The sequence below is a fragment of the Marinobacter sp. 1_MG-2023 genome (assembly GCF_030549045.1).
Classification (GTDB): domain Bacteria; phylum Pseudomonadota; class Gammaproteobacteria; order Pseudomonadales; family Oleiphilaceae; genus Marinobacter.
In genome coordinates, this window is record NZ_JAUOST010000002.1 from 465432 (window position 1) to 478870 (window position 13439).

At 53.4% G+C, this 13439-nt stretch carries 12 protein-coding genes and 1 tRNA gene; 2 read left to right on the forward strand and 11 right to left on the reverse strand.

What is annotated here, in order from left to right; genetic code table 11:
• Window positions 1-53: 53 nt before the first annotated feature.
• From Q4606_RS08255 to Q4606_RS08285, 7 genes are all read right to left on the reverse strand, one after another.
• The gene (locus Q4606_RS08255) at window positions 54-893 is read right to left on the reverse strand and encodes a DUF2797 domain-containing protein (protein WP_303607225.1); all 840 of its coding nucleotides are present in this window, start codon (window positions 891-893) and stop codon (window positions 54-56) included.
• Window positions 890-1183: a YeaC family protein gene (locus Q4606_RS08260; protein ID WP_303593744.1), complete on the reverse strand. Its 294-nt coding sequence runs from the start codon at window positions 1181-1183 to the stop codon at window positions 890-892. Before Q4606_RS08260 ends, Q4606_RS08255 begins: the two co-directional genes overlap by 4 nt.
• A gap of 165 nt (window positions 1184-1348) precedes the next feature.
• A complete protein-coding gene (locus Q4606_RS08265; RefSeq protein ID WP_303607226.1) occupies window positions 1349-2212 on the reverse strand; it encodes a rhomboid family intramembrane serine protease in 864 nt (287 codons plus the stop codon).
• 49 nt (window positions 2213-2261) lie between these two features.
• On the reverse strand, window positions 2262-3284 hold the full coding sequence (locus tag Q4606_RS08270) for a metallophosphoesterase (protein ID WP_303607227.1): 1023 nt from the start codon (window positions 3282-3284) through the stop codon (window positions 2262-2264).
• A 2-nt stretch (window positions 3285-3286) separates the two neighbouring features.
• Entirely contained in the window at window positions 3287-4171 is an 885-nt protein-coding gene (locus Q4606_RS08275; RefSeq protein WP_303593749.1) for an NAD(+) kinase, read from the reverse strand.
• Window positions 4172-4299: 128 nt separating this feature from the next.
• Window positions 4300-5553 (reverse strand): DNA repair protein, encoded by a 1254-nt coding sequence (locus Q4606_RS08280; RefSeq protein WP_303593751.1) that lies wholly within the window; start codon window positions 5551-5553, stop codon window positions 4300-4302.
• A gap of 100 nt (window positions 5554-5653) precedes the next feature.
• Window positions 5654-7723, reverse strand: coding sequence for an NADPH-dependent 2,4-dienoyl-CoA reductase (locus Q4606_RS08285; RefSeq protein ID WP_303607228.1), 2070 nt, complete (start codon window positions 7721-7723; stop codon window positions 5654-5656).
• Window positions 7724-7869: 146 nt separating this feature from the next.
• Here Q4606_RS08285 and Q4606_RS08290 point away from each other — a divergent pair, with 146 nt between their 5' ends.
• The gene (locus Q4606_RS08290; protein ID WP_303607229.1) at window positions 7870-8925 is read left to right on the forward strand and encodes an AraC family transcriptional regulator; all 1056 of its coding nucleotides are present in this window, start codon (window positions 7870-7872) and stop codon (window positions 8923-8925) included.
• Window positions 8926-8945: 20 nt separating this feature from the next.
• Here the strand turns inward: Q4606_RS08290 and fghA are convergent, their stop codons facing one another.
• Both fghA and Q4606_RS08300 read right to left on the reverse strand, forming a co-directional pair.
• On the reverse strand, window positions 8946-9785 hold the full coding sequence (gene fghA, locus Q4606_RS08295) for an S-formylglutathione hydrolase (protein ID WP_303607230.1): 840 nt from the start codon (window positions 9783-9785) through the stop codon (window positions 8946-8948).
• A gap of 55 nt (window positions 9786-9840) precedes the next feature.
• Window positions 9841-10968: an S-(hydroxymethyl)glutathione dehydrogenase/class III alcohol dehydrogenase gene (locus Q4606_RS08300; protein ID WP_303607231.1), complete on the reverse strand. Its 1128-nt coding sequence runs from the start codon at window positions 10966-10968 to the stop codon at window positions 9841-9843.
• Between the two features lie 195 nt (window positions 10969-11163).
• On the opposite strand from Q4606_RS08300, the gene Q4606_RS08305 reads away from it, so the two are divergent.
• Window positions 11164-12054 carry a LysR substrate-binding domain-containing protein gene (locus Q4606_RS08305; protein ID WP_303607232.1) on the forward strand — a complete coding sequence of 297 codons (891 nt, stop codon included), beginning with the start codon at window positions 11164-11166 and terminating at the stop codon, window positions 12052-12054.
• A 77-nt stretch (window positions 12055-12131) separates the two neighbouring features.
• On the opposite strand, the gene Q4606_RS08310 is transcribed toward Q4606_RS08305, so the two are convergent.
• A tRNA-Asp gene (locus Q4606_RS08310) sits at window positions 12132-12208 on the reverse strand.
• A 133-nt stretch (window positions 12209-12341) separates the two neighbouring features.
• Window positions 12342-13373 carry an AraC family transcriptional regulator gene (locus tag Q4606_RS08315; RefSeq protein ID WP_303593757.1) on the reverse strand — a complete coding sequence of 344 codons (1032 nt, stop codon included), beginning with the start codon at window positions 13371-13373 and terminating at the stop codon, window positions 12342-12344.
• Between the last annotated feature and the right edge of the window lie 66 nt (window positions 13374-13439).

Here is a 13439-nt window from a genome sequence, read left to right on the forward strand (position 1 = left end):
CCCGGCTAAAGCAGGTTGAACAGGCAGCATACGATCAGACGGGAATGGATGAATTAGTCAACCATTACCCGGAAACGGACTTCGTAACCGGTGAATTTACGGATATTGATCACTCCGGTGTCGAGGATCAGGTACTGGCCTTTAATACCCTCAAGAACCCCTTCCACTTCCGGTGTTTTATCCAGGTTGTGGGTTTTTATCTTCTCCGGCCAGATTTGCACGGGATAACTGAGATCAAGCCCCTGCTCATCTACTTCACGGATGGCATCCTGGCCATGCTCTTCCCGCAGTGCGGCAACATCATCTGCAATCAGTGCCAGTATTCTCTGTCGCTCCTCCACAAGGTCCAGCTCAGGAACATCACCTTTGAGCATGGCACGCCAGTTCGTGCGATCAGCGACATGACTTTTACAGGCTACTTCAACCAGCCCCGAAAGGTAGCGGGTTGCCACTCTCAACATAGGAATGGCATCGACCGCGCCCTGATCTATCCAGCGTGTTGGTACCTGTGAGCCACGAGTAATACCCACCTTCAGGCCGGACGAGTTGGCCAGATAGACCACATGCTCAACCATGCAATGGGTCTCTCCCCATTCCGGCTCACGACATGTGCCAAGGTGATAATGACATTTTTCCGGGCTCATAATGCAAGTATCGCAGGCAGCCAGCTTTCGAAAGCAGGGATAGCAAAAACCCTGACTGAAGCTCTTCTTGGTTTTGCGATCGCAATGGATACAGCGGATCACGCCCTCAAAATCAAAACGCACAGGTTTACCTATGAGCTCATTCATTGGCACACGAGCGTCACCCACAGCCAGATCATAAGCAACAGGGTTTCCGATGCTTACAGGCATCTTCCTGAGCCTTCCGGTTACATCAACAGGGTCGTTCAAGACTTGACCTCAACAAACTGATCGGGGTCCACGTCGTTATTACCTGCCTGATTGCGACGCACGGACGGGTCACATTCGGTGCCGGCCTTGCTGCCACGATCGAGATAACCAACCCGATCCTGCTCCGGAATATTGTGCAGATTCTCATAATAGATAACTGCTTCCAGGCTGATCGCGCGCTGCTGCGGGGTGATTTTGCGCCCATCAGGCCATTTGCCGAGTTCAATAGACTGCCGCAGGTTCTGGTAAACGTTAGGATCGAGTCGCTCGATTAGCTCTTCGTATGTCATCCGGCTCTCCTGAAAAAACCTTCACAAATAAAATGGAGGAATCGTTTGACAGGTACAAACGATAATGATTATCATTACTTCACCAAATGACAACGGTCGTTCATTTGGTCTCTCTCATCAGGAGCTGTAAAGCTTCTTTTATACCCCACCTCTGGTGGGGTTTTTTTATGCCCGCCGCTTTCTGCTGACAGGTAAAAAGGCCGCCAGCGCCAAGCCACCGACAAACCCACCCAGGTGGGCCTCGTTTGCCATACTTCCCAACCCCAGCAGCTCAGGCAAGGGTGTAAATCCGATCACCATCCAGACCACCGCAAAGGTTACCAGTGCGGGCGGAAACTGAAACCTTGGGACAGTCCGCTGGCTCAGCCAGCAATATCCGAGGATGCCATAAACAACCCCGGAGAGACCGCCGAATAAAGGCCCGGTAACAAGATATTGAAGCCCGTTCGATACCAGGCTGGTGATAATAAAAATCACAACAAGCCGACCACGGCCATCAAACCACTCAACCTGACTGCCCAAAAACCAAAGCATCACGGCATTGAAAATAATATGAGTCCAGCTGAAATGCAGAAAATCCGGTGTAAACAAACGCCATATCTGGCCGCTTGCGAGCGTGGCAGAGAGTGCGCTCAGGCGCTCGGACATGCTACCCCAATCGTAAGCCCGTGGATCAATGATCATCAGGCTGGTGGTGAGCTGATTACTCCCAAGACCGGTAACCCATGCCATCAAAACACCCAGCACAATAATGCCAATCACAAGTGGCGCGTGGCCCGGGGATGGCTGCCAGCGCCCTGCGACAAAGACTGGCGAACGATTGTGCTGCTCGACCGCCTGCCGCACTTCCGGCTCGGCAAGAAACCGATCCAGCGCCTCCAGAACAGGCTCTGCATGATCCGGGTTTTCCAGCCATAACACCTGAAAAGCTCCCTCCACACTGATCCTGTGAGGAACACCCTGGCCTTTTAACCACTGGCTGAACCCACCAAGATCTACGCTGGTATCCAACTGCTTTACTCGGTACACAATCTACCTTGCCCTGTAGGATTAATCCGGCTATTGGCCGCAAATTGCACTAGCGCGCAACACTGTCTTCGCTGATGGGATAGTCCGGAGAGTCGCGATGATCCCGAGCCACATTCACCCAAACAAACTTGTCGCGGGAAAGTACCCGCTCACCGTCCATCCGGTAACCAACCAGCCTGCCGTATTTCACTGCACTGAAATCAATGCAGGCAACGTTCGATCTCAGCGGCGCCGGTTCACTGTCCATCCAATAGTGTCCAACGAATACCGGAGGCGCATCCAGCGGATAGCTGATAAGTTGCTTGCGCTCATGATCGGTCAAAACCCTACTGGCAACTTCAGCTGGCAAAGGGTCAGGCTGAAACACGACATCTGCATATGTGTGCGGGTTATCCGCCCAGAATTTGGTACGGAAAAACTCACGAACGTAGCCATCACGCCCGGTGATTTTCATACCCTCAGGCAAGCGTAAATCTGTGCCCCGCAACAGCGTGTCCATAACCTGCCCTGCGAAAGAATCAATGGCTGCTGAGGCATGGAGAAAATCTTCGTCAATGCAGGAGCCGCCCCCCTGCACCTCTTTGAATCTCTCTATAAGCTCGCCATCCCAGCACGCATGGACAGCGCGGAAGTCATCTTCCTCAATGAACAGTGGAATCGTATAAAACCACTCCAGAAAATCATTCCATTCATGAGGGTAGGCTTCAAACTGATCAAGGGTTTCCCGAATCAGCCGGTCGTGACGGGGGTTATGTTCACGCAGCCATGTTTTACCGCTACCCGCCCGCGCCCGTGTGCAATAACCCAGGGCATTGTACTCGTGATTACCCATTACAATCCGGGCAGAGCCCCTCTCAACCATATTCCTTACGAGATGGAGCGCTTCCCGGATTCTCGGGCCGCGATCGATAATATCCCCGATAAAAACAGCCTGCCGGCGGGGGTGTTGGTACACCCCGTTAACCTTGCTGTAACCCATCTGTTCAAGCAGACGCGCAAGCGTGTTCGCGCAGCCATGTATATCGCCGATGATGTCGTACCCACGACTTGCAGTATGATTACTTTCGGCCATGATCAACTCGCTGATATTTCGCTGGCCCAGCCAAGCTTGTCGCGGCAGGTGGCGTAGAAATTATGATCTGTCGGGTGAATCAGCCGGATCTTGAATGGCTTTTTAGCGATGCGAATAATATCGCCCGGAGCGCATGCTATGTTCATCTGGCCATCAAAACTGATCTGTGGGTAAGTTTCATTCGTTTCCCCGATAACCAGCTTTATTTCGCTCTTGCCATCCACAACGATCGGACGGCTGCTAAGCATGTGAGGAAACATAGGGACCAGAACGATAGCATCAAGTTTCGGATGCATAATCGGCCCACCTGCGGAGAGCGAGTATGCGGTCGATCCGGTAGGCGTGGAAACAATCAGGCCATCTGAACGCTGGCTGTAGACAAAGTGGCCATCTATATAGAGGTCAAAGCCAATCATGCGCGTAGATTTACCCGGATGCAGAACCACATCGTTCAGGGCGGTTCCAAATCCCAAGGGCTGGCCATTGCGCTCGACGTTGCCATCAAGCAGAAACCGGGTTTCCTCAATGTACTCGCCATCAAGAACTTTACCCAAGCGATCTTCCAGATCCGTTGGCGAGATATCCGTAAGAAATCCCAGCCGCCCGCGGTTTACGCCAAGCAAAGGAATTTTGGACTTCGCCAATTCTCGGGCAGCGCCCAGCAAGCTGCCATCACCACCAACCACAATAACCAGGTCACAGATCTCCCCAAGGAGCTTCTTGCTGGCAACCTGCAGACCATGACCAGGTAACATGCTGGCCGTGTCTTCCTCGAGGATAACGTGATAATGGTTAGCGACCAGATACTGCTTAAGCTGGCGCAGTGATTCAACCACTTTTACGCTGCCCATCCGGCCGATAACGCCTATGTTCCTGAAATGATCCATGAAGCTTCCTGTGATGTCGGAATGCGACAAGAACGGACAACCCCGTTCAGGCCGATATCAATCTGACCTACAGTTTAACGAAAGTCACCCCGATACTGAAAAAAGTTATTTGGAGTCGATCAGGAGTGTCATTGTTCGGAAGGGCGGTGATTCTCGCAGCGGTCATGAATACCAGACTGGAAATCTGCGGGCTGGCTTACCCGCATCAGAGGCTCGCCACAAAGCTCTCCACCCTGGACAGTATGCTGACACACCGGATTCTCGTAGTGCTCAAGCCATTGTAGGTACGAAGGCTCGTTCATGCCGCAACGCTCTGATGCATAAGCGATGGGGTTTTGGAAGTAGGTTTCAATATCCTGGTATGGCAATGTCAGGTGCCCGACACCCGGGTGGTAGGCCACAAGGAAAACAGACTGCCCCTTGAGGTGCCCCATAATCGAATTTTCAAGCGGCTCGCGGTGCCGGAGCTCATAAACCTCCTGCTCAAGGGCAATGAATTTCTCGTCCCTGTGTTCCAGCTCGCGCCGCTTGCGCTCAAGCTGCTCCCTGAGCAATACCAGCTCAGCGTTCGCATTGGCATCATCACGGTCTTTTCCAGCACCGTCGATAGCCATCTCCTCCTGCATGGTCAGATACTGCTGATTTCTCTCAGCCAGACGACTCTTCAACTGTTCATTACTGAGACGCTGACGTTCCAACTTCTGGAGGGTTTCGGCCGTCTCGTTATGCAGGGTTTTGATTTCAAGCCGGTGTTCGCGTTGCACTTCAGCAAGCATATCCCGGTGGACGCTTTGCAGTGTTTTGATACGCAGGCGCTGCTCGCGGATCAGCTGAGCCACACGGGAGCGATCTGCTTCGGTACGGGACTCCTCGGTCGAAGCGGAATCATTCTCTCCGGCACGGAGCACAGGGATGTTTTCTTCTTCCGGTTCAATACGGCGGAATTTGAGATTGTTTGCGTTGACGGCTTTGCGGATAACCTGAAAGTGGTTATTGCCCGGCGTCATATCCGGATCCCATAACTCGGCAGCATACTGCGGGTCGGGGCACTGGCTGCGGCATACAAGGCGGATAGCTCCGCCTCCCATGTTCGGGCCTTTAGCTCCGCGAGTGGCGAGCTCTTCAATGGGCATGTTCCAGCTGCTGTCGGCCCGTCCTTCCTCATCAAACCAGATGCGGAAAAACACAAGGGCGCGCACCAGAAGGTCGCCACTCAGATCAACCAGTACTGCTCTTACATCAGTTTCAGCAAGATCCGACAACCCGACATAGCCATCAAGGAAAGCCCCGAACTCGCTGGCGCGCATCTGGCGTGCCACCTCGTTGCCTTCAATAAAGAAGACAGCCGAATAATTGTCCGTTGCCTCGCCGGCAGAAACCATTGCAGACTCCCTAAAATCAAAAAACTCTCTGGCAGACCCAAAGGTTATAGTCTAGCCAGAGAGTTTCCGGTGCAAAGAGAAAAACTGCAACGTTTTGTGATCAGATTTCAGCAGCCAACCGACTACCCTGATTAATAGCGCGCTTGGCGTCCAGTTCTGCTGCCACATCCGACCCACCAATCAGGTGCACAGGCAACCCGGCCGCTTCAAGCCCGCTTTGCAGTTCACGCAAGGGCTCCTGACCAGCACAGAGAATGATGGTATCTACCGGCAGCACCCGGTCTTCACCCTGCTCCGCCCCCTTGGGCGTTACGGTGATATGGAGACCCTCGTCATCAATTTTTCGGTATGTCACACCCGGCATCATCTGAACCTTACGATTCTTGAGTGACGTCCGATGAATCCAACCGGTGGTTTTGCCCAGGTTTTTGCCGACTTTTGAGGACTTCCGTTGCAACAGGTAAACCTCTCGTGCAGGTTCCGGAACTTCCGGCGTTACACCCTGAATACCACCACGGTGCTCGACTGTCAGGTCCACGCCCCATTCACGCATGAAGTGATTGGTGTCCAGCGCGGCAGAGGTGCCCTTATGCACGATGAATTCAGACACATCAAAACCGATACCGCCAGCACCGACTACTGCAACCTTCTGACCCACAGGTTTCCGCTCCAGCAGAGCATCGAGATAACCAATCACTTTCGGGTGATCAATACCTTCGATGTCCGGTGTGCGAGGCTCTACGCCAGTAGCCAATACAACTTCATCGAAGTTGCCGGCTTTCAGGTCGTCCACACTCACACGGGTTTCCAGCCGAACGTCAACGCCAAGCTTGTCCAGCATCACACGGTAGTAACGCAGAGTTTCGTAAAACTCCTCTTTACCCGGAATCAGCTTGGCAACATTGAACTGGCCACCAATCTCTTTGCCGGCATCAAACAAGGTCACTTTATGGCCTCGTTCAGCCGCAACCGAAGCAAATGCCATCCCGGCGGGCCCGGCACCCACTACAGCAATAGATTTGGGCGCTGCGGTTTTCACATAAGTAAGCTCAGTCTCATGACAAGCGCGCGGGTTGACCAGGCACGAAGTCAGCTTGCCGCCAAAGGTATGATCCAGGCACGCCTGGTTGCAGCCAATACAAGTGTTAATCTCTTCGGCACGATCTTCCACAGCCTTCTGCACCAGATCCGCATCTGCCAGGAACGGGCGGGCCATGGAGACCATGTCTGCATCGCCTTCCGCCAGAATTTTTTCGGCGACGTCCGGCATGTTGATCCGGTTCGTGGTGACCAGAGGGATGCTCACTTCACCTTTGAGGCGGGAAGTTACCTTGGTAAAGGCGCCACGGGGAACAGACGTAGCGATGGTGGGCACGCGAGCTTCATGCCAGCCGATACCGGTATTGATGATGGTAGCTCCGGCTTTTTCGATTTCCTTAGCCAAGTGCACCACCTCTTCCCAGGTGCTGCCATCCTCAATCAGGTCTAGCATGGAAAGGCGGTAAATCAGAATGAAGTTTTCGCCGACACGCTCGCGAACACGGCGCACAATTTCGATAGGCAAGCGGATTCGGTTCTCATAACTACCGCCCCACTGGTCCGTGCGGTGGTTTGTGTGAGACACAATAAACTGGTTAATGAAGTAACCCTCAGAACCCATGATCTCAACACCGTCGTAACCGGCCTTTTGAGCCAGTTGCGCGCACACGGCATAGTCTTCAATCTGCTTTTCAATGCCGGCTTCATCGAGTTCTTTCGGCTTGAACGGGTTGATAGGTGCCTGAATAGCAGAAGGTGCAACCAACGCCGGGGAATAGGCGTAACGACCAGCATGGAGAATCTGCATACAGATCTTGCCGTCGGCTTTGTGCACGGCATTGGTGATAACCTTGTGCTTTTCCACCTCTTCATCGTTGGTCATTTTGGCCGCGCCCTGAAAAACGCCGCCTTCCGGATTGGGACCAATACCACCTGTAACGATGAGAGCCACGCCGCCACGGGCGCGCTCAGCGTAAAACTCGGCCAAGCGTTCAAAGCCGTTCTTCGCCTCTTCCAGTCCGGTATGCATAGACCCCATCAGCGTGCGGTTGCGCAGTTTGGTGAACCCAAGGTCAAGTGGCTCAAGCAAATTCGGGTATTTGGCGACGCCTGGCATAGTATTGGCGGTCATAAATGGTCTCCTCAGACAATTATTGGCGGCAGCTCTGATGCCCCGCTTCTTTTAATGATGCCTAAATTACCGATGCTGGTTGCCTTCAACAATATCCCTGAATAACATTCTGTTATCCTCAGACAACAGACGCCAGGTTAACCACCATGGATCCATACGATCGCCGACCTCCCTCAAACCAGGACCCTCTTGGTGACATCAGTGTTCTCTATGTGAGCGTGCTTCTGCGGGCAGCTGAAGCGGAGGGCGTTAACTTAGAGGATCTGACACGTCGCTTTCAACTCAACGAGCAGACCCTCACATCGCCTGCTGCGCGAATCAGCATTCCCAGATTCATGAGGCTGGGGCACGCTGCCATTCAGGCCTGCGGTAATGCCGCGCTGGGATTACGTATGGGAGCTCTCTCGCGGCCTGTCGACGCTGGTATAGCAGGCCTTGCCGGTGAATCATCCAGCACTGCCGGCGCTGCCGCGCAAACAATAATTCGCTATTCCCTGCTAACGAGTCGTAACAGCCGGGGAACACCTAAAGCCGAGCCGGAAAACCGGAGGCTGCAGTTCTACTCCATTCGCCCTTATAACGCTTTTAATTATTTTGTTGTGGACTCGGTACTGAGCGCCTGGACGCAATTTTTACGCTCCGTTACGGGGCAATGGGATGTGCTGGAGCGGGTAACCATAGAATACCCCTCCAGAGGCCTGGACGAGATGTTCGAGGGTTGGTTTCATTGCCCGGTTCAGTTTGGTGCAGCCATGAACAGCGTAACCGTGAGACAGGAGGTGTGGAATCAGGGAACAGTGCAGGCACAACCGGCCATGCACGAGAAACTGATACAGATTTGTGATGCAGAGATACAGGAGATTCAACGGGGCTGGACAACGGGGGACAGGGTAAGGCGCCTGCTTACCCCCCTTTTCCGCGGAGAAACTCCGAGCCTTGAAACCATCGCGTCCAGACTGGGCGTTACGCCATGGACATTACAACGACAACTATCCAGCGAGAACACCGGGTTCCGGGAATTGGTAGACAGCACCCGGAAACAACTTGCGAGGGATTATATCCGTGAAACTGAAACCTCTTTATCCGAAATAGCCTGGCTGCTGGGCTTTTCAAATCCTGCCGCGCTACACAAAGCATACCGGCGCTGGTTTGGGCTCAGCCCGGGAGAGCACCGGAAGCAGTTCCGCACCAACGCCAAGTGAACGAATCCGAAACCAAAGCGTCAGCGAGCCAGATGCCCGGCATGGAAACGCAGGTGCCGCTCAATGAAGCTGGCTATAAAGTAATAGCTGTGATCAAACCCTTCGTGCCGGTTCAGTTCCAATGGATAGCCGCTGCGCTTGGCCGCAGCTTCCAGCAGTTCCGGCTTGAGCTGTTCTTCCAGGAAATCGTCAGCCTCGCCCTGATCAACCAGTGCCGGCACAAACGCGGTGGCCTCACGCATCAGAATGCTGGCGTCGTATTCGGCCCAACTGGCGGTATCCTTACCCAGGTAGGCCCCAAAAGCCTTCTTGCCCCATGGGCAGTTAACCGGATTACTGATCGGGCTGAAAGCCGACACAGAGCGATACCGCTCCGAATTACGCAACGCCAAGACCAAAGCTCCGTGCCCACCCATTGAATGACCGGAAATTGAGCGCTGGTCACTGACCGGGAACATGGATTCCGCAAGCTCTGGCAGTTCGTTCAGCACATAATCGTACATACGATAATGCCGGCTCCAAGGTGCCTGTGTTGCGTTCACGTAGAAACCTGCACCTTTGCCCAGGTCATAGTCTTCATCGTCTGCCACGTCATCACCGCGAGGGCTGGTGTCTGGCGCAATAATGGCAATGCCCAGCTCGGCTGCGATGCGATGAGCGCCCGCTTTCTGCATGAAGTTTTCATCTGTGCAGGTCAGGCCGGATAGCCAGTACAGCGCGGGCACCTTGTCGCCGCTTGATGCCTGCGGCGGCAGATAAATTGCAAAACGCATAGTGCAATTCAGCACTTCCGAATAATGGCTGTATTGTTTGTGCCAGCCACCAAAGCTCTTGTTACAGCCCAAATTCTCAACATTCATTGGAATGTCCCTCGGAATAACGGCCGACCGCGCAAGGCACGGGCGACCGATGCAATTACTTGTCGAAGTGGATAACGGAACGAATGCTCTTGCCTTCGTGCATCAGATCAAACGCTTCGTTGATCCCTTCCAGCCCCATCGTATGAGTAATGAAATCATCAAGCTTGAACTCACCCTGCATGTAACGGTCGACGATTCCTGGCAGCTCGGAACGCCCTTTGACGCCACCAAAAGCTGAGCCTCTCCAGACCCGACCGGTTACCAGCTGGAATGGACGAGTAGAGATTTCCTGGCCGGCTCCGGCGACACCAATGACTACCGATTCACCCCAGCCCTTGTGGCAGCACTCCAGAGCGGAACGCATCACGTTTACGTTGCCAATACATTCGAAGGAATAGTCCACGCCGCCATCGGTCAGCTCGACAATGACCTCCTGAATAGGCTTGTCATAATCATTCGGGTTGATGCAATCGGTAGCACCCAGCTTGCGTGCCAGCTCGAACTTGCTCTCGTTAATGTCGATGGCGATGATGCGGCTGGCCTTGGCCATGGTGGCACCGATAACGGCCGACAACCCTATGCCACCCATGCCGAAGATGGCCACTGTAGCGCCCTCTTCTACCTTGGCCGTGTTCATTACAGCCCCCATACCTGTGGTAACGCCGCAACCGAGCAGACAGACTTCTTCCAACGGCGCTTCTTTATTGACTTTGGCCAGCGCAATTTCCGGAAGTACCGTGTACTCGGAGAAGGTGGAGCATCCCATGTAATGGAAAATAGGCTGCCCGTCTTTGGAAAATCGGCTGGTGCCATCCGGCATCAGACCCTTACCCTGAGTTTCGCGGATTTTCTGGCACAGGTTGGTTTTGCCAGATGTGCAGAATTTGCACTCGCCGCATTCGGGTGTGTAAAGCGGGATTACATGATCGCCTACCTCGACGCTGGTCACGCCTTCGCCGATTGACTCCACAATACCGCCACCTTCGTGGCCAAGGATTGCCGGAAAGATGCCCTCCGGGTCGTCACCGGACAGAGTAAAGGCATCGGTGTGGCACACGCCGCTGGCAACAACGCGTATACGCACTTCGCCTGCCTGAGGTGGCATAACGTCAACCTCCTCGATAGACAGGGGCTGGCTCGGACCCCAGGCGATAGCGGCTTTGGACTTGATGGTTTGGGTCATACGGCTCTCCAGTCGTTCTAGTGCTCAGGCAGAGTGTTCCGCCATGGTGATGGAGACATTATATTCATTTCGAATTAGGCAATAATCCCATAAAATATCAATTCACCTTTACCACCAAGCAACAATGGTGAAGATGCTTTCCAGCGTAGCGCGTTTTCCCTGCGCATATTGAAGCTGCAAACAAGGGGGCAGAAAATGTTGATGTGGGAAGGGGTAAGTGAATTCGTTGCGGTGGCAGAGGCAGAGAGCTTTACCGCCGCCGCAAAAAGTCTGGGTATCTCGACAGCGCAGGTCAGCCGCCAGGTCAGCGCATTGGAGGCCCGACTATCAACCAAATTGTTTTATCGAACAACCCGCAAAGTGTCGGTGACTGAAACCGGGCAAATCTATTACCAACAATGCCGGCAAGTGCTTGATGGACTTGAAGAGGCAGAGCGCTCGATTACCAATCTTCAGCTCGCCCCCAAGGGTCAGTTGCGGCTGACTGCGCCAGTCACCTTCGGAGAAAAAACCATCGCTCCTCTGGTCAACGATTTTGTAAGGCGCTATCCGGAACTTGACGTGCAAATGAACCTGACCAATCAAAAGCTGGATCTGGTAGCAGGAAGCTATGATCTGGCGGTGCGAATGGGCAAGCTGGAGGATTCCAGCATGATGGCAAGGCGATTGTCGTCAAGAACGCAGTATGTCTGCGCTTCACCAGATTATCTATCGACCTACGGGATTCCTCACTCACTGTCGGAACTCGGGCAACACAACTGCCTGCAAGGTAACCTGGACTATTGGCGTTTTCAGGAGCAAGGCAAGCCCCGAAACATCCGGATCACTGGCAATATCCGGTGCAACAGTGGCTGGGGCCTGCTGGATGCAGCTTTGAAAGGCATCGGCATTGTCCAGTTGCCGGATTACTACGTGCAACCTTCACTGGAGTCAGGTCAGCTGATTCCACTGCTGACACATTACCAGGAGGCCGATGACGGCATCTGGGCTATCTACCCCCATAACCGCCATTTATCGCCGAAGGTGCGCATGTTGCTGGACTACCTGAGCGAGTCCCTCCAGGCGAGCAGCCAGCACGCAGTATAAGACTGGCGGCCCAATTTACCGGGATTTGAAACGAAAAAAGCCGTTAGCTATGAATAGCTAACGGCTTTTTGGAATAGTGGCGGAGCGGACGGGACTCGAACCCGCGACCCCCGGCGTGACAGGCCGGTATTCTAACCAACTGAACTACCGCTCCACAATGTCATAACCGATTGCTTTTAAAGGCTTTGCAATCGTTCATTGATTGCTCGGTGACAACGAGAGCGCATTATAAAGAGGTGCCTGATTATGTCAACGCATTTTCTGAAAAATTTCAGAAAAGCACCGTATTACATGGCATCAACCATTGCATCCTTGCCCTGCGCAGTTTTACGGTACTCGATGGGAGTCATCTCAGACCAGCGTTTAAACGCTCGGTAAAATGTGCTGGGCTCGGAAAAACCAGTCAGGTAGACAATCTCGTCGATAGACTCATCCGTTGTCGCCAGCAATTGCCGGGCGAGTCGATAGCGAAAGTCGGCGAGCACCTGGTTAAAACTGCTTTCCGCTTCAGTCAGCCGCGTACGTAATGTGCGGGGTTTGATGCCCAGCCGCGTCGCCACAGCATCCAGAGTCACTTCACCGCTATCCAGTAACTCGGCAATAATTCGTTCTACCTGGCCGACAATATCCCTCTTTTCCAGGCGAGCCACCTGTTCGCTGGCAAAGCGCTCATGCAAGTCCAGAAGTTCCGGTTCTGCGTGAGGCGAAGCATGAGAGAGCAAGCTGGCCGAAAAGTACAACCGACTTTCTTTTGCTCCGAATACCACATCACACCCCAGCACATCTCTGACATGCTCTTGCCCCTCGTTACGCTGATGCTCAAACTCGATTCGCGAGGGATGAAACCCGCCATTAGTGATAGAACGAAAAAACGTAATCAGCCCCTGCACAAAACACTCATTGAAATGCCTGAGGCGCCGAACGTCGTCGGAAGCAGCATCCAGTACCATGCAGGCATCATCGCCTTCTATGAAATAATCGGTGTTCGCAGCATCGCTGAGCAGGCGCTGGTAGTTCTTCGCGCGACGTAATCCTTCACCAAACGTCGGACTGCTCAGGAAGAGATATTCCAGAACCTGACCCTTGTAGACGGGAAGGAGCTGGCCAAGGTGTAAACCGATATCCGGGTCACCGGATACATCTTCAACGGCCTGCCAAAAGAATGTCTGCGCGCTATGAGGAGTTCGGAGCTGCTCTGTGTATACGTAATCCGCATTGATACCCAACCGGCTGAAAATGAGATCGGTATCAATACCTTTTGCTTTCATCGCCTCATAAATGAGGCGCAACATTACGCCTGCGTCACGTAGTTCTTGCATGTCGCTCCCGCATAAAATTCTGCTTTATATTTATTGGATACCACTTTGGCCCGGCAGACTCTCACC

What these genes read in the sequence shown, in the direction of transcription:
- Q4606_RS08260 (WP_303593744.1), bottom strand. Translation starts at nt 1,183, where the DNA reads ATGACATACGAAGAGCTAATCGAGCGACTCGATCCTAACGTTTACCAG.
- Q4606_RS08270 (WP_303607227.1), bottom strand. Translation starts at nt 3,284, where the DNA reads ATGGCCGAAAGTAATCATACTGCAAGTCGTGGGTACGACATCATCGGC.
- Q4606_RS08275 (WP_303593749.1), bottom strand. Translation starts at nt 4,171, where the DNA reads ATGGATCATTTCAGGAACATAGGCGTTATCGGCCGGATGGGCAGCGTA.
- Q4606_RS08280 (WP_303593751.1), bottom strand. Translation starts at nt 5,553, where the DNA reads ATGGTTTCTGCCGGCGAGGCAACGGACAATTATTCGGCTGTCTTCTTT.
- Q4606_RS08285 (WP_303607228.1), bottom strand. Translation starts at nt 7,723, where the DNA reads ATGACCGCCAATACTATGCCAGGCGTCGCCAAATACCCGAATTTGCTT.
- Q4606_RS08290 (WP_303607229.1), top strand. Translation starts at nt 7,870, where the DNA reads ATGGATCCATACGATCGCCGACCTCCCTCAAACCAGGACCCTCTTGGT.
- fghA (WP_303607230.1), bottom strand. Translation starts at nt 9,785, where the DNA reads ATGAATGTTGAGAATTTGGGCTGTAACAAGAGCTTTGGTGGCTGGCAC.
- Q4606_RS08300 (WP_303607231.1), bottom strand. Translation starts at nt 10,968, where the DNA reads ATGACCCAAACCATCAAGTCCAAAGCCGCTATCGCCTGGGGTCCGAGC.
- Q4606_RS08305 (WP_303607232.1), top strand. Translation starts at nt 11,164, where the DNA reads ATGTTGATGTGGGAAGGGGTAAGTGAATTCGTTGCGGTGGCAGAGGCA.
- Q4606_RS08315 (WP_303593757.1), bottom strand. Translation starts at nt 13,373, where the DNA reads ATGCAAGAACTACGTGACGCAGGCGTAATGTTGCGCCTCATTTATGAG.